The following is a 20,467-nucleotide window of genomic DNA, read 5'->3' on the forward strand; positions in this document are numbered from 1 at the left end:
TTACTTTAATTGGTATAACCGTATAGCTTGAGTAAGCTAGGGGAGGTTTATTGCTGTTTAAAGTGATTGAATCTAAGGGAAATATGACATTTTTGGGAAGGGTAATGAATCTTTAATTATTCATTAATAATAACATAATCACTAGCGTTTTTGTTGGATTTTGCAATTTGCAATTCCAGTTTGCAAAACAAACAAGGATATCCGGCCAATACGTGTCCAGATGCGTAGTAAATACGTGTTTTAAAAGTTGGCACGCATGCTGCATTAGTAATGGTGACCCTTCTTAAGCCGAGGGTCACCTAGCCAACTGACGTTGTTAGTGAACCTTTTTTGTTCACACAAAATATATGACCAATCACCCTTATTGTGATTGGTTTTTTTTGCCTGAAATTTAGGTTCTATTTTTTGTTATTACTTTTTTACTCACCACACTTAGAGTAACAGCTTGGTTGGCGTGGGCATTCTCCACCTCTGGAGCAGATAAGCCTCGCCTCTGTCTCAATCCCACGTTCAATCCAATTTATATTTAGAATCTTGGCTATTGTCGTGAGATCTTTTTTGATGTTACGCGGAATTGCCACAGAGCCACCATTGTTAACGCATGACGCTTTAAGCTGCTCTGCTATGTCTCTTGAATTACCGCCTTGAGCATCAATTGCAGGGTTGAGATCTATACCAGCACACAACACACGATTGTTACCCGCAGGATCCGTCATATTGATGGATTCACAGCAGTAGATTCTTGGCTCATCACCCACGTTCAAAATGGAGATTTGAGCCGAGCTTCCCGCTCGAGGTTCTGATAATCGACGGAACACAGCCCAATGTTGACATGGGTCAGCGACCGTTCTCATATTTCCCCAAGGTAGCGGAATCCCGTTCCCGCGATATACCGCCTTGAGTTTCCCCGGCCCATAAGCATCAAAGTAGTGCCAGTGAGGGTAGGGCGATACTACAGTCATTCGACGCATCGCAACAGAGGGGGAAACCCCTGCTCTTTTGTGAACGTCGATTTCGTAACCAGCGCGGTCAAGTAGCTGCCTAAACGGGACTTTCGGGCACAGAAGTGCGCCAGCAAAGAAGCTGGATTCAAAGTCTCGCCATGCTTGAAGAATATCTTGGGAGTTGAGCTGTGAAGAGCCTGATACCTGGTTGTCGTCCCACGTGTTGTTGTTACCGACCGACAACACACTCTTTAGGCCTTCTTTGCTGTGCAGAATGCAATGACCGATATAAACCGAAAGGTCGTATTTCAGACGAGTTGGATACTCTTTAAGAATCTCGTTTAAGAAGATAGTACCGGGAGGCTCAAAGAAGGAGGTCACTAACTGCTTAGCGTTAATTCCGAGCTCATCGACGACGTCTTGCGGCGTGCGCGTCACCCAGCGGATGTTGATTCCTAGGCTTCTAGCGATGTCTATCAGGTCTTCTACGCTGAGGTTAAGACGTTTTAAGCCTACCTCTTCCGCAGCGCGCTCAAGGTCAGGGAAGTGGTTCTGGTTGCTCTCTTGGTGTGCTCGAATCAAGAGGTGCGCAAACTGGCGGCCTGAAATGCCCGTTTGTGACAGCATCTCAGGAATCGCAATTTGCAGGATGTCGTTTGAGAATAGGAAGCTCGGCTCGAGCGCCATGCCACTTATCCCACCACGATTCCCCTTATCAGGAGCAATGGCTTGTTGTTCAGATTCGTCGTCGAGGAACCACGTCGGATTCTTCTGAAAGACCTGTGCAATCACTTCCAGCATATCGATGCTCGGAACCCGCTTTCCACGTTCAATCATTGAAAGGTAAGAAACGGAAGGAGCACATTCTGGGTCGATTCTAATACAACGCGCAGACAGGTCTTCCATCGTTAAATGGTTACGTTTTCTTAGGTTACGTATTTTCGTACCTAGGAAATGTGACTGACGAACTAAACTTTTTGACAAGGCCATATTTGTAAAATTCACATTGTAAAATTTTTGTTGTGAAATTGTATGTAAAAAAGCGCTAATCTACAAACTAAGCAATTCACAAAATGACAAATAAATTAAACGTTAGTTTGGAATAATTGCTCTAGGACACATTTTTGCTGTAGAAATCGGTGGTTATCACCGGACTGGTCAAGAGGGAAAGACTATGAATATGCTTACATTCGATAAAACAGAAATCCAAAAACAATCAAAGCCATTTATCGCTGAAGCTGTCTTTGCCGTGGAGACAATCAATGCTAATCAGCAAACTGAAAAGCAAGTGAAAGCAAAGCAGCTGCTTGATCGACTATTCCCACTAGAGAATGGCTCACATCAAGACGTAACTAGCTACGTAGTCGATTACCGCCATATTATGGCTTACTTTAAAGACGGTCAGCACAGCGGTCTGAAGCACCCTAAGCAGTTTGTAGCGTACATGGGTGAGAAGAACGACCCAGACTCTATCTTGTTTCGAGATGGCAGTGGCAGCCACCTAGAGGTGATGTTTGGTTGCCACAAAGGGACAGGTTGTATTGAGCTAGTAGAAATTGATGATATTCAGTTGGAATCATGCACCACGTTTGGCCAATCACCAATGGAAGCAACAACCACAATGCGTGAAGAGACCATTGCAGCGATGCGCCACTGGATCAGTTTGATTCAAGGTGACGCAAAGGGTAAACCAAAGGCATGCAGTGAAGATAAAGAGTTCAGAGCAAAGAGTGGTGAAGACTACTGCTTGAATTATTGCTTCCAGATCTAACGGTGAATCCTAGTTAGCTAAAGTAATTTATACAACTAAAGAAAAAGCCCCGAAGATAATGTCTTTGGGGCTTTCTAGTCTCAATACGAGCCGACTAATATGTCGATAAGAGCATTGTTGGTGTGTTTTACAAAGGCATGACTCGGTTACGGCCAAGTGATTTCGCTTCATAAAGTAGCTTATCAGCACGTTCAATCAGCGATTGAGCTGATTCGCCGGGTTCAAGTTCAGCGACACCAAACGATGCAGTGATACTGCCGACTTGTTGACCACTGCGGCGATCTTTAATCGACAGCTTTTCTAGAGAGCGACGATTGGTATCAGCGAGTTGACGAGCAATACGCAAAGACTTGTTAGGCACAATCAGCGCGAACTCTTCACCACCAAATCGATAGGCAGAAATACCTTCACGGCAACTTAACTTCAGCTTGCGAGCGATCGCTTTAAGCACCATATCGCCAAACAAGTGGCCATAGGTGTCGTTGAAATTTTTAAAGTGGTCGATATCGAGAAGAATCAGACACAAAGATTGTTGTGCTTCACACAGGGTTTCTATGTCACGGTCGAAAGAGCGACGGTTATAGAGTGTGGTTGTACTATCGAAAAGCGCATCTTTCTGAACTTCTACTAACTGGGTTTTTAGCTTGGTGATCTCTGAGGTTGCAGAGTTTAGCTGAGAGTTTAAAAACTGAGTAGAGTGACGAATATGACGGGATTCAGACACCAGCTGTCGAACTAAGGACATGACTTCATCAATAGATAGGCTTTCATTATCAACACGAGCCAAGTCCTCGAAGCTTTTATCGATCATGTCAGAAAAAGCGGAGGTGTCGGTCAGGGTGTCATTCATTGAATTGGAAACTTCAGAAACTAACAGTTCCAAATTAGCGCGAAGGTCATTGATATTGGTTTCGGATTTGCTGGCAACATAATTGTTGTATAGCTGCTCACCAACGGCAGGAGGACAAATACCGTAGTGTTCTAAAACACCATCCATGTCTTGAGTCAGCTGGGGAATAGCGTTATCGACATAGGTGTACCAAAGTGCGTAATTTGCAGGTGTCGTTGACACCCTGTTCTTCATCATAAGAGGCACCGCTTTTTTTAGATTTGCGGTGGATTTCTGAAATTCGTCTTTGTTCATTATTTTTACTGCAGATACCAAAACAACTAAGCCACTTGCGAACAAGGTTAGCGGATTTCGAAGGTCTTTGCTTTAAAAATTATATGATTAGTGGATGAGGGTTGGATAAATAACTCATTTTTATTATGAATATCGATTGCGTATTCATAAGCGTAATCTAATGGATTGTTCTTTAACCATATTTGGGCTTATCAAACTTTCGGCGTAGCGTGAGTTAGTATCAAAAGATTGCTGAGAATTAAGTGTTGTCTAGGGAAGTGCATACAAAAAGTGACGTAAATTGATCGTTGAGCTTTAACTGAGAAAGTCTAGGTTGAGGACGCTTGGCTGGTGATTTGCATTTGTTCAGAGTTTACGGGGGAAAGCCTGTATCGAGAGGGGAAATGTTTATAAGCAGGCATAAAAAAGCGCCGATAAAAATCAGCGCTTTAAAATTCTTTTTAGCTATAAGAGCTAATTATTGAGCAACAACGTTTGCTGCTTGTAGGCCTTTTTGACCGTTTTCAACTTCGAAAGAAACCTTTTGGCCTTCTTTCAGAGTTTTGAAGCCTTCAGAAACGATTGCACGGAAGTGTACGAATACGTCAGCGCCGCCGTTGTCTTGAGAAATGAAACCGAAACCTTTCTCTTCGTTAAACCATTTTACAGTGCCAGTATTTGTGTTAGACATAATTTGTCCCTTATTCATAAATTTTCTAAGTTGTTGATTGCATTTAATGCAATGCGCTGATAATTGAATTATTTAATATTGCTAAGAAATAAGGAAAAACTACTTACAAAAACGGGTAACGATTTTACATGTCAATTTTTTACTATTCATCTAACTTAAATAACTCCGGCTAACAGAGCGAGAGCATGTTAACACAGTCTTTTGAGATGTACACGCATTGCTTAAGAAATTTGTGCTTTTTTTGTCATACCGTGCGAATGTACAAGATTTACACTGATTTAGTGATAGTTTTGTCGCTTCGTCCAACACAACAAAAGGAAGCATCTCAGCTTCCTTTTGATCATTAGTATAGACGATATTAACGCTTAAAGTTGATATCTTCAGTTTGATCTAAATTTATTTTTGTTTTCGCTGGTTGAGTCTCTGCAATCACCTTACCGTGGCGTATTGAGTACTGCACTGGTACTTGGCGGCGTACTGCATCAAAGCCATTGTCAGCAGGAAGAATCAGCAAGCTACCTGGCTTACCTTCTTCGATACCGAAGTTGTCTTGAATGTTCAATGTGCGAGCAGAGTTCTTGCTGATCAAATCAAGTGAGTTGTTGATTTGGTCGTAGCCCATAACCTGTGTTACATGCAGTCCCATGTGCAGAACTTGAAGCATGTTCGCTGTGCCCAGTGGGTACCATGGGTCAAACACATCATCGTGGCCAAAACAAACGTTGATGTCTGCTGCTAGCATCTCTTTAACGCGCGTTACACCGCGGCGTTTCGGGTAATCGTCGAAACGGCCCTGTAAGTGAATGTTCACTAGCGGGTTTGCCACGAAGTTGATACCTGACATCTTCAATAGACGGAACAGGCGAGATGTGTAAGCACCGTTGTACGAACCCATTGCAGTGGTGTGGCTAGCAGTTACTTTCTCGCCCATTTCAAACTTATGAGCAAGGGCTGCTAATGTTTCCACAAAGCGAGACTGTTCGTCGTCGATTTCATCACAGTGAACGTCGATCAGACAGTCGTACTTGCGTGCAAGCTCAAACACATAATGCAAAGATTCAACCCCGTATTCACGAGTGAATTCGAAGTGAGGGATAGCACCGATAACGTCAGCGCCGATCTTCACTGCTTCTTCAAGCAACTCTTTGCCGTTAGGGTATGAAAGAATACCTTCTTGAGGGAATGCAACGATCTGGATGTCGACCCACTCTTTCATCTCTTCACGAACTTCAACCATCGCTCTTAACGCAACGAGTGTTGGGTCAGACACATCAACGTGTGTACGAACGTGTTGAACACCGTTAGCTATCTGCCATTTCAGTGTTTGCTTGGCACGAGACTTTACGTCTTCGATTGATAGCAGTTCTTTGCGCTCAGCCCAACGCTCAATACCTTCAAACAAAGTGCCAGAGATGTTCCAGTTAGGCTCACCAGCAGTTTGAGTAGTATCTAGGTGGATGTGCGGTTCACAGAAAGGAGTAACTGCAATGCCACCTTCAGCATCAAGGATGTCGCCTTGATGATTGATTTGCGCGCCATTATCGAGAATGCGAGAAAATTGACCATTTTCAATCAGAATCTGTTTCAAGCCTTCTTGGTCTTGAAGTTTCGCGTTCTTGATTAATAAGGTTGTCATAGTGTGTCCTTAAGCGGCCTGAGATTTCAGAGCTTTTTTGTTCAATAGAGGATTAAGCACGAGGTAACTGATTGCACCACCTAACACTGCGTTCAAAGGAACAACGCCAGGTAGGAAGTGACCAGCGGCTACGCCTGTTGCTACCGCGATAATGCCAGCCCAGTTAACGGTTTGGAACTCTGCATTTGCAAAATCTTTGTAACGTTTACGGTTCGCGAAGAAGTCGGCGATGATTACGCCACCAATTGGTGGAATCGCCAGCGAAAGGAAGGTTAACCAACCAACGAAGTTGTTGTATAACCAAAGTGCGAAAATCGTACCGATAATGCCGTTAATGATTGACATTGTAGTACTTGAGCGACCAGTGATGTTAGATAAACCCAAACCGGATGCATAAAGTGCATTTTCATTGGTTGTCCAGATATTCAAGCCAAGCACGATGATGGCTGGAAGCAGCAGACCTTGCGCGATCATCACATCTGAAATATCAGCCTGACCGGTTGCTGCTGCTCCTGCTGCGCCGAAGATAAACATCAGCGAGTTACCGATGAAGAACGCAACCATAGTAATTAATACTGCGCTTGCTGGCTTTTTACCAAAGCGAACGAAATCGGCCGTTAACGTACCCGCACTTACGAACGAACCTACAACCATTGCAAGAGCCATTGAAAAGTCCATTGGCGTCTCTGGTTTAATAAGTTGCAATTGCTCTAGTCCACCAACACTGTCTACCGCAGTCAGTACTGAGTAACCACCCAGAATCGCAATCGCAGGCACTGCAATCGCTGAAAGCACCATTAGCGCTTGAATGCCGAAGTACACTGTCCCCGTCATCAATAAGCCAGATACGATAATCAAGGTGTTGGTATCAATGCCCGTTGCTTTTTGTACTGGAATAGCAAACATCGCAACACCCACACCAAACCAACCGACTTGTGTACCACCAAGTAAAGCAGAAGGAAGCCATGAGCCTTTAGTACCGAAAGAGAAACGAGCAAGGAGGTGGGTAGAGAGGCCAGTAGATGAGCCGATGTAGCCAAGAAAAGAAGTGTAAATACCGAGGATTAGGTTACCGATGAGAACGGCGAGGAAGAAATCGTTGAATGAAAGACCTGTCCCGAGTGAACCACCTGTCCACATACTTGCAGAGAAGAAAGTGAGTCCAAGCATTACCATGGTGAGTGAAGCGACTCCTTTCCTAGCCGATGTAGGAACCGGCCCTAGACTGTAGTTATTATCAGCAGCCATTTTTTACCTCCGCAAATGATCAAAATTAAAATTAACGGTCGCCGTATTGCAGGCAAACGTGCGCATTATGGTGATATAAATCACATAGTCAATGCTAATTTTGTCAATGATTGCCCATAAAAACCAGTTGTTGCAGTAATTATCTTGTAAAACATAGGGTTATTTTCTGTCTTTATTTAAAAAAAACAAATAGAAAACGTTTTCTATAATGCGTTGGTTATCTGCTGTTCTTGGTTGGCTATGAATGCTTATTATTATACGTCTGAATGGGTGTCTGTATCGAAAAAGAGGGCGGTTGGCCAAACTGCAGGCAAAAAAATAGCCAATCGCAATAATCGCAATTGGCCTATATATTTTGTGAACAAGAATAGGTTCACTAACAACGTCAGTTGGCTAGGTGACCCTCGGCTTAAGAAGGGTCAATATATACATTGCAGTTAGTGTGCCAACTTTTAAAACCACGTAAAACGGCAGTTTTATAGCAATCTGGTGCGTATTTGAGCGCTTAATTTGCGTTTTTGAAATACCCAATTGCAAAATGCAATTGCGATTTGCAACTTTAGAGTGTTTATTCGTTTTTCGGGTTTGTGTTCTTTCTGGCGACGAATGGTGAAATAAACAAAAAGCCCGTGCGATCTAAGAGCGCACGGGCTTGGGTATTGTTTCACCAATAGGAAGTATTAGATGGAGTAGAAGAAGTACAGTTGAGACTTCATTCTAATGATGATCCCGCGTATTACGTCTAGGAACGCCATAAAGCTGATAGGCTTCTCACCGCTTACCCACGCTAATCCGACAGAGCCAACAGGAATATCGTAACCCTCTGCCTCATCAATTTTTAAACGAACAAAGTGGTGCTTGTTCTGAAGGTTTTTGCCTGTGGTAACACGAACCTGCTCATCGATACCCAGCAAACTTGCTTGCGCTTCACCAGTGGCCTCTACAATGCCTTCTACGGTTGCAGAGAACACTTTTCCTGGGTATACCGCTGTCGCAAATTCCGCAGGTTGACCGACCTTAATATTACGAATCGCTTGGTGGTTAACTCGCATCAGCACGTACTTCTCTTCGGTATACATCTGGATACGAGGCATCATTGAAACACGCTGACCTTCACGAAGAATAAAGTTCGTTACAAAGCCGTCAGTCGGTGCCGTGACTTTGGTGCTGTTCAAGTCCCATTGTGCTTGTGCCAGTGTTGCCTTTGCTGAATCGACTTCAGTTTGCTTCTTGCTCACATTGGTTTCAGCTTTGTGGATGTTCAACTTCGCATTCTCGGCATCGATTTCTTTCTTGCTAAGCTGAGATTCCAATGTCGTAACGTTATACGTCGCTAAGTCTACCTTTGCTGTTTGTTGGTCGATGTCAGTTTCAGTGATCGTATGTTCTACCACTTTGTTTTGCTTCTGGTAACGATCAAGCGTCTTTGACTGCAGTACTAAGTCTGTTTTAGCCGAATCTATTTGTGCGACTGAAGCTTTGATGTCTTCAAGCGCCGATTGATAGCTGACTTTTGCAATGCTCACTTCTTGACGAGCTGTGTCTAAAGCGACCTCTGCAGATTCAAGTTGAACGCTGGCTTTGTCTCTTGCGATGACATATTTAGTGTCATCAATTTCGTAAATTAGCTGTCCTTCAGTCACATCCTGGTTTGGGTCGATGTGGACTTTGGAAGTTTTTCCCGACACATTAGTTGAATCGGGACGCAGCTGAATATGTGGAGACTGAGCCACTGAGCCTCCCGATATTATCTTGAAGCTGGCTGATAGAGTGGATATTGAAAGGCTAGGTCCTCTCTCTAACTGGTTTTTCTCGGGGCACGATCTGGCGTCGTCTATACGCCGAGTTAACATCGGGTTGCACTGTTTGCAGTCCGGGGCTTTTCTATATGGCGCTCAAGTCGGTAATTTCATCAAATGGTGCTACGACAATCCTGCTTATACTGAGGTGGGTAAAGTTCATGACTCAATTCGAGTTGCCATCTTTATGATGAAGATATTAAGGCGTTACTTGGGAGACGACTTTACTCCCGCAGCCGTCTCTATCGCAGGTTATCGCGAGAACACTCAACTCTATCAAGAGTATTTTGGGTGCAATATTCAGTGGGGCCAGCCACGAACTGAAATCTGGATACCAAGCCAGTCGAGGTTATCGAGCAATCAAGCCCCTTCTAGCGGCAAGATGAGCTTGGCAATGAACTTTCATGACTTAGATAATTACCTCAACTTGCCTGATGCCGCGGATGAGCATAAGGTGACCTATGAGATGATCAATTACAGTCGCCATTTCGGCCTGCCAACACTGCATAAAGTGTCGAGTTTGCTTGGGTTATCTGAACAGCAATTTCAACGTCGATTGCATAACTTAGGCATCAACTTTTCTACCATTATGGGCTATGCGTTAAGTAATGTGGCGGTGGAGTTGTTGATGTATTCAGTGCCAATAGATAAAGTCGCGACGAGGCTCGGCTATACCAATGTCGCGAGCTTTAATCGGATGTTTAAGAAACATCGAGGTTTGACACCCAAGCAATATGTTGAGCGCCTAAAAACTGGCCTGTAACTATTCAGAGCTAACTTATGGTTCGTTTATGGATCAGGCTGGACAAGTAAACCATCCCCCAAGTACTCAAAATGAAAGGGGCGGTGAGTGGTAACAGTGACAGTTCATGAAAACCAAGTGTGATGAGACAGCTTAACAGCATGCCTAATAGGATTAACGGCCAACGGATTCGCGGATAGGGCACAAGTGCTAAAGTGGCAAGAATGGCGTTGTACCCGTAAAGACCTTGGGCTACCAATTCGTTAGAAGCGCCAATCAACCCGCTAAATACGGTGCTAATTATTACTGCGAGCATAACCCAAATGGCATGCTTGATATTGTTGAGTGCGATGGCGACTAAGATAACGAGCCCCGACAACGCATTTTCGATGAAGCTGACTTGGCTTATCCCTTTTAACAACGGGATCACCACTGTCGGCAGGTTGAACCACGAGTTAGCCTCAATACTGATGAGTGGCATCAGTGCGGAATCAGGTGCAGAAAACGCTGACAGCTCAAAGGTTGATTGGATAATATAAATCAGCCAAGTGGTGAGGATAAAGGCGCTAGTGTAACCGCGATATTTCTCAAAACTGAATACGATGTGGGCAATCGGCACCGTGAGTAATGCACCTAACGCAGTCACTAAAGCCAATAATGGTGTCACACCAAAAAAGTTACCGATAAATAAACCAATCAAAGCGCCATTTAGCGCGTACATTCCACTATCAATGTCGTCAACTGACTTGTTGGTGTTGGTGTTGGTGTTGGTGTTGGTGTTGGTGTACATATAGCCATAGAAAGCTAATGCATAGCTGCAACTGGCGCCAAGTAAGGTAAGAAAAGCCAGCGCCAGTGACTCAATAGAAATGGCAAGCAACAGCAAAGTCGACGTCATGATAGACGGTGTGAAATAGACTTGCCCAATGCCATTGAGCAAGCCTTGAAACGGCAGAATATCCTTGTTCGTTTTCATCGTCTGATTACATTATTGAGTCATGTTAAATTTTTGTAATTCAGATTGTATACAATTTTATCAAGTTCACCATCTTCGAGTGTTAATTCTGATACCAGCGTTCACCATAAGCTTGTTGGTAATCTGGTGTTTCAATGATGCCTTCTTGTTCTGGAACGGTTTCTAACGGCCCAACAACAGTTCTATAGGGTAATACGCCAGCCCAAACTGGAATGTCCATATCGGCTTTATCATCATTCACTCCATGTTTACCAATCTTCACGGAAGCTTCTGTTAAAGGTATCGCCAACAACTCGGTCGCAGTGAGTTCTTTTTCATTACTGAGCCTCACTTCATCGGTTCTGCCCGGTGCGATTTGCTCAATAAAGATATTCAACAAGCGATCCTTTTCTTGATAGTCATCGATGACTGAAAATGACCCCAATACCACAGCAGAACGATAATGCGCACTATGATGAAATGCCGAACGAGCCAGCACCCAACCATCGAACAAGGTGAACGTTAAACAGGTTGGTTCTCCCTTTTTTAGTCCTTTTAGTAGGCGACTGTTTTTAGCTCCATGAATGTAGACTATATCACCCACTCGCCACGCGAGCATCGGGATGACCACTGGTCCTTGTTCGCCCTGCAATGCAATGTGTGCGATTAAGCTCTCATCAATAATTTGGTGCAGTTTCTCTTGTTCAAATACGGCTTTGTGAGCCCCTTTTTTAATCGTGGTTCTTTTCGTGTTAGATAACATAATCGCTCCTTAATCATTGCCTTTTGATTAATGTAGCGATTAACTGGTCTATTAAATAGAGCCACTTTTAAACACTATTTGGATCCAGTTATGCAGCCTATCGATGTCGGTGATCTACAGTTAGACGAACAACACGGCACGCGTCAAACCGCCTTGTTCCACGCGATAAGAGAGAAGATCGTTCAAGATTTATGGAGCAAGGGCAGTAAGTTACCTTCAACACGTAAGTTGGCTGTCGAGTTATCGGTGAGTCGAAATACGGTGATTTATGCGTACGAACAACTGGTTACTGAAGGCTATATCGAGAGTAAGCAAGGCTCAGGGTTTTATGTCTCGGTTGAACAACCAGAACACTTTCTAAGTTTGTCTAAGCCAAACAGTGTTCAGGATCCGAAGGTCAAACAAACAGTCAGTAAACCGAGTACAAACATAGCGACACCTAACGACATTAACCGCAGCTTTGCCCCAGGAGTTCCTGACTTAGATGCGTTCCCTTTTGCGAAATGGCAGAGGTTGCTGCAACGTCACTCTACACGTCAGAACATTGCGGGCAATCAAGAGGTTCAGGGAAGCTCAGCCTTGAGGGAAGCGTTGAGTGGGTATCTTGCAAGCAGTCGTTCCGTTCATTGTAATGCCGACAGAATCATCATCACCGCAGGTGCGCAGCAAGCCATCTCAATCGGATTAATGGCAACGTTAGCGATGGGCGACAAAATCCTCGTGGAGGAACCCGGTTATCGACAAGTACATAAAATTATCGATCTGTTGAGACTAGAGTTAGAAGGTGTAAGTGTGCGTGAAAAGGTGGGGTTGGATATTGAGAAAGTGTTGGCCAGTAATGCTAAGGCTCTGTATGTCACACCGAGTAACCAATACCCAATGGGCACGACTTTAAATACTGAGCAGCGCCTTAAACTGATCGATTGGGCCAATCAACATCAGTCATGGATCATTGAAGATGACTATGACAGTGAGTTCCAGTTTGCTCATCGCCCTTACACCAGTATGCAAGGCTTAGCGGGTAAACTCGGGTTTGATGAACGAATCATTTATGTTGGTTCGCTGAGTAAAGTCATGTTCAACGGACTCCGCTTAGGTTACTTAGTGGTGCCAGAAAGTCTGGTGGCGAAGTGTCTTGAGATCAAAGACGCGCTCACTGGAGACACGGCGTCCCACACACAGGAAGCTTTGGCGGATTTTGTTCGAGAAGGCGACTTGCTGCGTCATATTAGAAAGATGCGTCGGTCATACAAACTCAAGTATGAAGCGATGATAGAAGCGATTGAAAGCGAGTTTAACGGTGATCTTGAAGTGATCAGTCAGGCGGCAGGGCTACATGTGACCGTGAAGTGGTATCAAGGTATATCTGAACATGAGTGGAGCCGACGAGCTGATCTTCAAAATATCATCATTCGTCCGTTTGATTTTTATGAGTACGGTTCGAGTGATGCTCGTGATTGGAGTGGGGCGGTGCTAGGGTTTGGAAATATCCGTCTGGCTGAGATAAAGCCGAAGATCAAACAGATCGCTCGGCTTTTTTATCAGTGATATTGGTAGGTATCGTTTACAGCTTGTCGATTCATCATTTATCGAGTTATAGCTTGTCGACAGAAACGGTGGGTTTACCCAACCACTTTCGCCAAGGGAGTGACAATGTCACAAAAATAGTCACGGCATAGAGCATCGACCAACTTAAACAGATAAACACCAAGGTACAGATGACCAATGAAAGCATGGCTGTGTATCTAGATGCGCCTGTCAGTAATCGGCAAGCGGCTAACATCGCGAGCAGATAAACCAGAACAAAAATACCGTTGGCGAGCTTGAGAAAGAACTCCAGGTCCAAGTTAGAGAGTTCACCAATCACACACGAAATAAGCACGACAAAGCCAATTGCTAACGTTGGGTAAAGCGGTACGCCGTGGCTGTTCAGTTGAGCCATTCGACTTGTAGGGCTGTGTTGGCGAGCTTGAGCCCAGATCATTCGTGATAGGCTTTGTGTGTAAAGGTTTAGGCTGGCAAAGCAAGCAAAGAACCCCAGTACGCTGATGACAGTTTTGAAGCCATTGCCAAACAGTTGTTCTGTTACCCAAGGGATGGATGTGGCGTCGAATTCAGGTGAACCGTAAGCACCCAGTTTAAGAATCACTACTGAACAAGCCCAGTACACTAACCCCGCAACAAAACAGCCTGCAATGATGGCGATTGGGAAGTCACGTTGTGGATTTTTGAATTCCTCTCCCATGTGAGCAAAAGCTTCTATTCCGACAAAGCACCAAAACATGACAGCCAAAGCAGCGCCGATAGACCACATTGAATTGGATGAGATGGCAGGAAGAGCAACATCGGTTGCCGTGATGTCGGCTTTCCAAACAAAAGCGCTGACTAAGGCAAAAATCGACAATGCGATCACGGTTTGCAGTCGGCCAGAAGATTTACTGCCCATCAAATTGATGGCAATAAGCAGGGCGACGGTAAAGGATTGAGCACCCAGAGGAGTGTCGAGAGGTGCGGGTAACAATTGTTGAGCAAAACCACCAGCCAGTGCAATGGCCGCTGGAATACCGACAGGAATAACACTCACAAACAACCACGCCACGCTTGTTTCTAATCGCTCGCTAAACGCCTGGCGCACAAAATAGGCAGTACCACCTGCATTCGGGTAGCGTTTTCCTAATGATGCGAAGGTCAGTGCAATCGGGCAAATAGCGATAAACAGGATTAACCAAGCGAGAAGAGACAACTGTCCTGCAATGCCTGCTGCGATCGCAGGGATCATAAATAATCCAGTGCCTAGCAAGGTCGTCGAGAGTTGTCCGATTCCTGAAATAAGCGTGATTTCTTGTTTGAGTTGTGTCATTCGCTCTCCTAGCTATTTGATTCTGGTCACGGTCTTCCAGTAACTTTCTTCTGGTGTGTGAGAAGTTATGATTGAGAGCATACATTGTTGACATCAATAATACAGCTAGCGAAACGTCGTAAGACACCGTCATTTTAACGGTATTAATCCGATTCAGTGTGAAAGTGTCGGCTGTCAGAATGGCTGTTATAAGTAGGAAAGTTGTGTCAAATTAGGCGTTATAAATAGAACAATAAATGAAAAGAATCAGAAGCATGGATAAATTTGATCGCCAGATTTTGGATATTCTCAAAACCAATGCACGATGCTCAGTGAGCGATATCGCCCGAGATGTCAGCCTCTCGCGCTCAGCGGTGAACGCCAGAATCAAGAAACTGGAAAGCGACAAAGTGATTACGGGCTACTGCGCTCAAGTGGCAGAACCCAACCAAACGAAGAATGTGTGCGCTTATATCTTGTTGAAGTTCGACATGTCGAGTAGTGACCATAGTTGTGAGTCTTACGCGAAACAAATCCAGAGTATTGATGAGGTGCAATGGTGCCACTCTATTAGCGGTGAGACAGATATGATGTTGTACGTGGAAGTGGAAAGCATGGAGAGCTTGAACCGAGTTCGCGATCAGCTGCAAAGTTACCCGGATCTTCGCCACTTAATGACTCATACGGTTTTGACCGAGTTTTTCAACAAACAGAATGCGACGGTGCATTCATGTTAGGCAATATCAACTTAAACCTACTGCGTTCACTGCATGTACTTCTTGAAGAGTGTCATGTGAGCCGTGCCGCCCAACGTTTGCATATCACACAATCCGCGGTGAGCCGTCAGCTCAGCCAGTTACGTGATTTGTGTGGCGACCCTTTGCTGGTCCGTGACGGCAACAAACTGGTGCCGACCAACCGTGCATTGCTACTCAAAGGTAAACTCGACGACCTGCTTGGCGAGTTTGACCACCTGTTAGATGATAAACCCTTCGAGCCGCAAGACTGGCAGGGTGAATTGGTGTTGTCTTCGAGTGATTATGTCGCTCAGTATATTCTTCCTGTGATTGTGGCAGAGGTGTCTGCTGAAGCGCCGAACATTAATTTGGCTTATCGATTGTGGCAGCCAAACTACCTTGAAGCACTGAACGAGTCTGGGATTCATTTGGCTTCCAGTATGTTTCCCACAAAGCCAGAACATGTCTCAAGTATCAAACTTGGTGAAGATAAGTCGGTGTGTTTGATGCGAAAGTCGCACCCGCTGGCTCAACAAGCGGTTTTGAGTGCAGAAGATATTGTTCACTACTCTCACATCAAAGTGACGGGTGGTGGAGATAAAGACAGTTACGCGGACATAGCATTGAAGAAGCAAGGGCTGAAGCGAAGAGTGGCTTTACAGGTTCCGTTCTTTTCATCTGCTGGTACTGTGTTATTGCAAGACGACTATCTGATGATCGTGCCAGAACATATCGCCTATAACCTAGGTCGACACCTCGATACTACCTACTTTTCGTTGCCATTTGATACGGAAATGCATACCTATTGGTTAATGTGGCATCCTAAATATGACAACGACTCTGCCCACAAATGGGCGCGAGAAAAAGCATTCCAAGCCATGCAAAAGTCGAGTTACAATATCAGTATGACTTGAAATCATAGGTGTGATGATAATCTTTGATTTCAAATAATACCTCCTGCGAATTATGGTAAGTGCCAAGTATTGAGTATTAAGCGTAGAGCGTTCAGCTGGAACGCTTTATTTTATTAGGAATGGAATGATGACAGTAACAATTTGGTTTTCTTTATTAGCGATTTGCTTGTTGGGTGCAATGTCTCCGGGCCCAAGCTTGGCGATGATCGCTAAACACAGTTTGGCTGGTGGCCGTATGAACGGGCTTATCGCAGCTTGGTCACACGCTGCTGGTATCGGTATTTATGCGTTCGCAACCATTGTTGGTTTAGCCGTTGTGCTTGAGCAATCCCCAATGTTATTTAAAGGTATTAGCTTAGCGGGGGCTGCTTATCTGCTTTATCTTGGCGTTAATGCGTTACGTTCGAAAGGGGGTGTTGCCGCGAAATTAGAAGCGGGTGAAAAGATGAGTTACATGCAGTCTGCTCGTGAGGCTTTCTTGATCTCTATCTTGAGCCCAAAGATCGCATTGTTCTTCATCGCTCTGTTTAGCCAATTTGTAGCGCTAGGTAATGAACTGACCAATCAAGTGATTATTGTCTCAACGCCGCTGATTGTCGACGGCCTTTGGTACACCTTTATCACATTGGTGTTGTCTAGCCCATTGATTGTTGAGCGTATTCGCTCGAAAGCTCAGTTGATTGATCGACTATCTGGCGTGGTGCTGATCCTGCTTGCTGTTCGTGTGGTGTGGACGATTTAGAAGTAAGTCATTTCTCGCGATAACAGGTTTCTATTAAAAAGGCTCACTAGACGTTATCTAGTGAGCCTTTTTGATTTCTCTGGATTAGCTTTTGGAAGACTTGAGCTTATTAGCCTTCAGAGTTCAGTACGGCATCTAGCTTCGCCATCGAGTCTGAGAAGTAGGGGTTGTAGGTCAAACGCGCATGGTTCTTCCCTTCTTCACGATAGCCCCAAGCTGAGTACCAAACCTCACTGGTTGCATTGCATTGTTCTTCAAACCCTTCTGCCTGACCATTGGAGCAAATCTTCTCGCTACCATTGATTCCGTAATAAGGGTTGTTTGGTGAGAACAGTAAGCCCATGTGAGAGCCGTTCGAGATGCGTTGCTCTGGGATCTTCATGCTGTACTGAACAGCGCGAGGATCCTCGAGAGTCGTCTCTCCTTGCCAAACCAACACATTGTTTGGATTCGGCATAGATTCAGTAAAGGCTTGCTGAACGTAGTTGGTGTCAATCACGCTGTCGCCTTCACTCATCATAATAAAAACTGGTTTATCGAAGTGTTTATCTTGTAAGTCACCACGTACGACTTCTGATGTCTCGTAGTAAACCGATGCACCATTCATTGGCAACGAGTTGTAACGCAACACATTGTCTTCAGGATCTTGATCCGCCCAAGTGACAAAGTAGCTTGCTAGTCCCGCGTATTGAACGGCAGACGAGCTCGGTTGAAACGCAGGTGAGAACAGCAGTAACCCAGAAATCTTTGGATCGTTCATCGCCTGTGAAGTCACGAGGTTCGCGCCGGTTGAATAGCCGCCTAGCCAAACAGAATCATACTCTTGCTCAAGTAACTTCGTATGATGAGCCACCACACCTTGCCAATCTTCTAGGCTCGGCTGCATTAAATCACCCACGCGACTGCCGTGACCCGGAAGTAATACGGTTCTCACTAAGTAACCTTGCTCTGCCAAATGGGTAGCGATGTCTTTAAATGAGTAAGGTGAGTCGCCTAATCCATGAACCAATAATACCGCCTTGCCGTTTGGCGAGGTTGGTTGATACTCGGTTGGTGAATTGAGTTGGATCTCGAGTTGCTTGTCTTCCGTCATGAACACGCGGTTTTTCAATAACCAATCTTGTGTGTCATTGACGTAGGCATCAAAGCTGTCTTGCTGATAGCTAGGCAAGTCTGGAGATGTTTCGTAAGCGGGTATCGGTGTCTCGTTGGAACAACCAACGAGACTTAAAGTCGTTAAGGCCAGCAGTGCTAGGAGGGGCTTTCTTTGCATTATGTAATCTTGTCTCTGTTGTGCTTTCACTATGTCTGAAACTAAAGTTTAGGTTACTTTTTGCTTGAAAGGTCTTCGTATTCACCTTCAATAACACCGGCATCATTGGTTGATGACTGACGAGTGTTCATATGAGCTGCGAAACCTTGTTTCTTCATTTGATTCTGAATGCGCTTGCCAGTAATTAAAGCTGCAATAGCTAAAGGAATAGCAAGGATCAAGCTTGTGAATAACGCCAAAAGGCCAGTAAACAATGCAACAATCGTAACTAATATATTTTTCATATTCATTCCTCTTTTTCTATGTTGTTACTTTATCGCTTCTATTCTGAACGAAACATGAACGCCGTTAATAAATCTCTGAGAGTCACTATGACACGGATGTGTGCTGTTAGGGAGTTTATATGTAGTCATAATCACGCACTAAAAACATGGAATAAAACTAAGTTTAATAAAATCAATATGTTAAAAGTTGGCACGCTTGATGCTCTATAGGGGTTGGAATAAGTCACTGTAAGCAAAGTACTTACAGTTAATAAAAATTACTGGAGCCCTTATATGTTCTGTATTCAATGTGAACAAACAATTCAAACCCCAACCGTAAAAGGCTGTTCTTTCGCACAAGGTATGTGTGGTAAAACTTCGGAAGTATCCGACCTTCAAGACGTGTTGGTGCATTCTCTTCAAGGTGTTTCTTTTTGGGCCAATTTGGGCCGTGCGTGTGATGTTATTGATACTGAAATCGACGAGTGGGCGCCAAAAGCGTTTTTCGCAACACTAACCAACGTTAACTTCGACCCTGCTCGTATCATCGAATTCGCACAACAGTCCCATGAATTCAAGCAGCGTTTAGAGCAACAGGTTCGCGCGGCAGCGACATTGATTGGTTTTGAGATCCCAGCGCTTTCTGCTGCTGCTCAATTCGACCTTCCAACGGACTCTTCAGAGCTATTGGCGCTTGCCCCTCAAGCGGCGGTAAACCGTGGTCACGACTCTCAACACGAAGATGTGATTGGTCTTCGCCTTCTTTGCCTATACGGTCTAAAAGGTGCAGCAGCTTACATGGAGCACGCACGTGTTCTTGGTCAAACTGATAATGCTATTTTCGCTGAATACCATGAAATCATGGCGTTCCTAGGTACAGATCCATCAGACCTAAAACAACTGTTAGATACGTCTATGCAGATCGGCTTAATGAACTACAAGGTCATGGAAATGTTGGATAAAGGCGAGACAGATACCTTCGGTCACCCTCAACCAACAACCGTGAACGTGAAAACTAAGAAAGGCCACTGTATTCTTGTTTCTGGTCACGACCTGCATGATCTAGAAAAGATCCTTCAACAAACTGAAGGCAAGGGCATCAACGTTTACACCAACGGTGAGATGCTACCTGCACACGGTTACCCTGAACTAAACAAGTACCCACACCTTGCGGGTAACTACGGCAGCGCTTGGCAGAACCAGCAAAAAGAATTTGCGAACTTCCCAGGTGCGATCGTAATGACATCTAATTGTCTGCTTAACCCAGATGTGGGCTCGTACGCTGACCGCCTATTTACGCGTAGCATCGTAGGCTGGCCGGGTGTTGCTCACCTTGAAGGTGACGATTTCAGTGCAGTGATCGATTGTGCTCTTGCGCAAGAAGGCTTTAAGCATGACGAGATCGAGCAAATGATCACTGTCGGTTTTGGTCGTAACGCCTTGATGGAAGCAGCGCCTGCGGTTGTTGAACAAGTGAAAGAAGGCAACATCAAACACTTCTTCCTAGTGGGTGGTTGTGACGGCGACAAATCTGAACGTAGCTACTACACAGATTTCACAGCTCAAGCGCCAGAAGATTCAGTAATCCTGACATTGGCATGTGGTAAATTCCGTTTCAACAAAAACCAATTCGGCGACATTAACGGTATTCCACGTCTGCTCGATGCTGGCCAATGTAACGATGCATACTCAGCGATTCAGCTTGCTCTTGCGCTGTCTCAAGAGTTTGATTGTGGCATCAACGAACTACCACTAACACTTGTTCTTTCTTGGTTCGAGCAAAAAGCGATCGTTATCCTGCTTACTCTGTTCGCACTGGGTGTGAAAGGTATCTACACAGGCCCAACAGCGCCTGCATTCCTAACTGAAAACCTACTAAAGATTATTCAAGACGAGTTCGATATGCGTTCTATCTCAACGCCAGAGCAAGATCTTAAAACAATCTTAGCGGCTTAATCTAAGCCCACTCCCAAGCCCCGTTGTTGCTGTTCTCTAGGAACGTGCAGCGGCGGGGCTTTTTAGATTTA

17 protein-coding genes and 1 pseudogene are annotated in these 20,467 nt (G+C 44.7%); 7 read left to right on the forward strand and 11 right to left on the reverse strand.

Annotated elements, in window-relative coordinates:
* Nucleotides 1-419: 419 nt before the first annotated feature.
* Entirely contained in the window at nucleotides 420-1,949 is a 1,530-nt protein-coding gene (locus AB4154_RS11045) for a DUF3612 domain-containing protein (RefSeq protein ID WP_372123018.1), read from the reverse strand.
* A gap of 169 nt (nucleotides 1,950-2,118) precedes the next feature.
* Here AB4154_RS11045 and AB4154_RS11050 point away from each other — a divergent pair, with 169 nt between their 5' ends.
* Complete coding sequence (locus AB4154_RS11050) at nucleotides 2,119-2,715, forward strand: malate synthase (RefSeq protein ID WP_017060610.1); 597 nt, start codon at nucleotides 2,119-2,121, stop codon at nucleotides 2,713-2,715.
* A 127-nt stretch (nucleotides 2,716-2,842) separates the two neighbouring features.
* Here AB4154_RS11050 and AB4154_RS11055 read toward each other — a convergent pair whose 3' ends face one another.
* From AB4154_RS11055 to AB4154_RS11075, 5 genes are all read right to left on the reverse strand, one after another.
* Nucleotides 2,843-3,859 (reverse strand): GGDEF domain-containing protein, encoded by a 1,017-nt coding sequence (locus tag AB4154_RS11055; RefSeq protein WP_017060611.1) that lies wholly within the window; start codon nucleotides 3,857-3,859, stop codon nucleotides 2,843-2,845.
* 457 nt (nucleotides 3,860-4,316) lie between these two features.
* Nucleotides 4,317-4,529 (reverse strand): cold-shock protein, encoded by a 213-nt coding sequence (locus tag AB4154_RS11060; RefSeq protein ID WP_004740083.1) that lies wholly within the window; start codon nucleotides 4,527-4,529, stop codon nucleotides 4,317-4,319.
* Nucleotides 4,530-4,887: 358 nt separating this feature from the next.
* A complete protein-coding gene (locus AB4154_RS11065; RefSeq protein ID WP_017068656.1) occupies nucleotides 4,888-6,165 on the reverse strand; it encodes a cytosine deaminase in 1,278 nt (425 codons plus the stop codon).
* Between the two features lie 9 nt (nucleotides 6,166-6,174).
* The gene (gene codB / locus AB4154_RS11070; RefSeq protein ID WP_032545811.1) at nucleotides 6,175-7,413 is read right to left on the reverse strand and encodes a cytosine permease; all 1,239 of its coding nucleotides are present in this window, start codon (nucleotides 7,411-7,413) and stop codon (nucleotides 6,175-6,177) included.
* Nucleotides 7,414-8,093: 680 nt separating this feature from the next.
* The gene (locus tag AB4154_RS11075) at nucleotides 8,094-9,146 is read right to left on the reverse strand and encodes an HlyD family secretion protein (RefSeq protein WP_372123020.1); all 1,053 of its coding nucleotides are present in this window, start codon (nucleotides 9,144-9,146) and stop codon (nucleotides 8,094-8,096) included.
* On the opposite strand from AB4154_RS11075, the pseudogene AB4154_RS11080 reads away from it, so the two are divergent.
* Nucleotides 9,145-9,975: pseudogene (locus AB4154_RS11080) on the forward strand (helix-turn-helix domain-containing protein); the annotation flags it as partial. The gene AB4154_RS11075 and the pseudogene AB4154_RS11080 overlap by 2 nt on opposite strands.
* Nucleotides 9,976-9,985: 10 nt before the next feature.
* On the opposite strand, the gene AB4154_RS11085 reads toward AB4154_RS11080, so the two are convergent.
* Both AB4154_RS11085 and AB4154_RS11090 read right to left on the reverse strand, forming a co-directional pair.
* Entirely contained in the window at nucleotides 9,986-10,930 is a 945-nt protein-coding gene (locus AB4154_RS11085) for an urea transporter (RefSeq protein WP_372123021.1), read from the reverse strand.
* 82 nt (nucleotides 10,931-11,012) lie between these two features.
* A complete protein-coding gene (locus AB4154_RS11090; RefSeq protein ID WP_372123023.1) occupies nucleotides 11,013-11,672 on the reverse strand; it encodes a pyridoxamine 5'-phosphate oxidase family protein in 660 nt (219 codons plus the stop codon).
* Between the two features lie 90 nt (nucleotides 11,673-11,762).
* On the opposite strand from AB4154_RS11090, the gene AB4154_RS11095 reads away from it, so the two are divergent.
* Nucleotides 11,763-13,220 (forward strand): PLP-dependent aminotransferase family protein, encoded by a 1,458-nt coding sequence (locus tag AB4154_RS11095; protein ID WP_372103333.1) that lies wholly within the window; start codon nucleotides 11,763-11,765, stop codon nucleotides 13,218-13,220.
* A gap of 46 nt (nucleotides 13,221-13,266) precedes the next feature.
* Here AB4154_RS11095 and yjeH read toward each other — a convergent pair whose 3' ends face one another.
* Nucleotides 13,267-14,532, reverse strand: coding sequence for an L-methionine/branched-chain amino acid transporter (gene yjeH / locus AB4154_RS11100; protein ID WP_372123025.1), 1,266 nt, complete (start codon nucleotides 14,530-14,532; stop codon nucleotides 13,267-13,269).
* Between the two features lie 254 nt (nucleotides 14,533-14,786).
* Between yjeH and AB4154_RS11105 the strand changes: the two genes are divergently transcribed.
* From AB4154_RS11105 to AB4154_RS11115, 3 genes are all read left to right on the forward strand, one after another.
* Nucleotides 14,787-15,248, forward strand: coding sequence for an Lrp/AsnC family transcriptional regulator (locus tag AB4154_RS11105; RefSeq protein WP_017061781.1), 462 nt, complete (start codon nucleotides 14,787-14,789; stop codon nucleotides 15,246-15,248).
* Entirely contained in the window at nucleotides 15,242-16,162 is a 921-nt protein-coding gene (locus tag AB4154_RS11110) for a LysR family transcriptional regulator (protein ID WP_017061780.1), read from the forward strand. The genes AB4154_RS11105 and AB4154_RS11110 overlap by 7 nt, the downstream gene beginning before the upstream one ends.
* A 127-nt stretch (nucleotides 16,163-16,289) precedes the next feature.
* Nucleotides 16,290-16,904: a LysE family translocator gene (locus AB4154_RS11115; protein WP_017061779.1), complete on the forward strand. Its 615-nt coding sequence runs from the start codon at nucleotides 16,290-16,292 to the stop codon at nucleotides 16,902-16,904.
* A 109-nt stretch (nucleotides 16,905-17,013) separates the two neighbouring features.
* Here AB4154_RS11115 and AB4154_RS11120 read toward each other — a convergent pair whose 3' ends face one another.
* Together AB4154_RS11120 and AB4154_RS11125 are read right to left on the reverse strand one after the other, a co-directional pair.
* The gene (locus AB4154_RS11120) at nucleotides 17,014-18,177 is read right to left on the reverse strand and encodes a carboxylesterase (RefSeq protein ID WP_017061778.1); all 1,164 of its coding nucleotides are present in this window, start codon (nucleotides 18,175-18,177) and stop codon (nucleotides 17,014-17,016) included.
* Between the two features lie 53 nt (nucleotides 18,178-18,230).
* Nucleotides 18,231-18,461: a hypothetical protein gene (locus AB4154_RS11125; protein WP_017061777.1), complete on the reverse strand. Its 231-nt coding sequence runs from the start codon at nucleotides 18,459-18,461 to the stop codon at nucleotides 18,231-18,233.
* Nucleotides 18,462-18,734: 273 nt separating this feature from the next.
* Here AB4154_RS11125 and hcp point away from each other — a divergent pair, with 273 nt between their 5' ends.
* Complete coding sequence (gene hcp / locus AB4154_RS11130; protein ID WP_372123027.1) at nucleotides 18,735-20,396, forward strand: hydroxylamine reductase; 1,662 nt, start codon at nucleotides 18,735-18,737, stop codon at nucleotides 20,394-20,396.
* Nucleotides 20,397-20,467: the final 71 nt, after the last annotated feature.

The sequence above is a fragment of the Vibrio sp. 10N.286.51.B11 genome, from assembly GCF_041469245.1.
Classification (GTDB): domain Bacteria; phylum Pseudomonadota; class Gammaproteobacteria; order Enterobacterales; family Vibrionaceae; genus Vibrio; species Vibrio crassostreae_C.

Bases quoted from the DNA above. Each gene is read 5' to 3' on its own strand.
- AB4154_RS11050 (WP_017060610.1), top strand. From the start codon at position 2,119: ATGAATATGCTTACATTCGATAAAACAGAAATCCAAAAACAATCAAAG.
- AB4154_RS11055 (WP_017060611.1), bottom strand. From the start codon at position 3,859: ATGAACAAAGACGAATTTCAGAAATCCACCGCAAATCTAAAAAAAGCG.
- AB4154_RS11060 (WP_004740083.1), bottom strand. From the start codon at position 4,529: ATGTCTAACACAAATACTGGCACTGTAAAATGGTTTAACGAAGAGAAA.
- AB4154_RS11065 (WP_017068656.1), bottom strand. From the start codon at position 6,165: ATGACAACCTTATTAATCAAGAACGCGAAACTTCAAGACCAAGAAGGC.
- codB (WP_032545811.1), bottom strand. From the start codon at position 7,413: ATGGCTGCTGATAATAACTACAGTCTAGGGCCGGTTCCTACATCGGCT.
- AB4154_RS11085 (WP_372123021.1), bottom strand. From the start codon at position 10,930: ATGAAAACGAACAAGGATATTCTGCCGTTTCAAGGCTTGCTCAATGGC.
- AB4154_RS11090 (WP_372123023.1), bottom strand. From the start codon at position 11,672: ATGTTATCTAACACGAAAAGAACCACGATTAAAAAAGGGGCTCACAAA.
- AB4154_RS11095 (WP_372103333.1), top strand. From the start codon at position 11,763: ATGCAGCCTATCGATGTCGGTGATCTACAGTTAGACGAACAACACGGC.
- yjeH (WP_372123025.1), bottom strand. From the start codon at position 14,532: ATGACACAACTCAAACAAGAAATCACGCTTATTTCAGGAATCGGACAA.
- AB4154_RS11105 (WP_017061781.1), top strand. From the start codon at position 14,787: ATGGATAAATTTGATCGCCAGATTTTGGATATTCTCAAAACCAATGCA.
- AB4154_RS11110 (WP_017061780.1), top strand. From the start codon at position 15,242: ATGTTAGGCAATATCAACTTAAACCTACTGCGTTCACTGCATGTACTT.
- AB4154_RS11115 (WP_017061779.1), top strand. From the start codon at position 16,290: ATGACAGTAACAATTTGGTTTTCTTTATTAGCGATTTGCTTGTTGGGT.
- AB4154_RS11120 (WP_017061778.1), bottom strand. From the start codon at position 18,177: ATGCAAAGAAAGCCCCTCCTAGCACTGCTGGCCTTAACGACTTTAAGT.
- AB4154_RS11125 (WP_017061777.1), bottom strand. From the start codon at position 18,461: ATGAAAAATATATTAGTTACGATTGTTGCATTGTTTACTGGCCTTTTG.
- hcp (WP_372123027.1), top strand. From the start codon at position 18,735: ATGTTCTGTATTCAATGTGAACAAACAATTCAAACCCCAACCGTAAAA.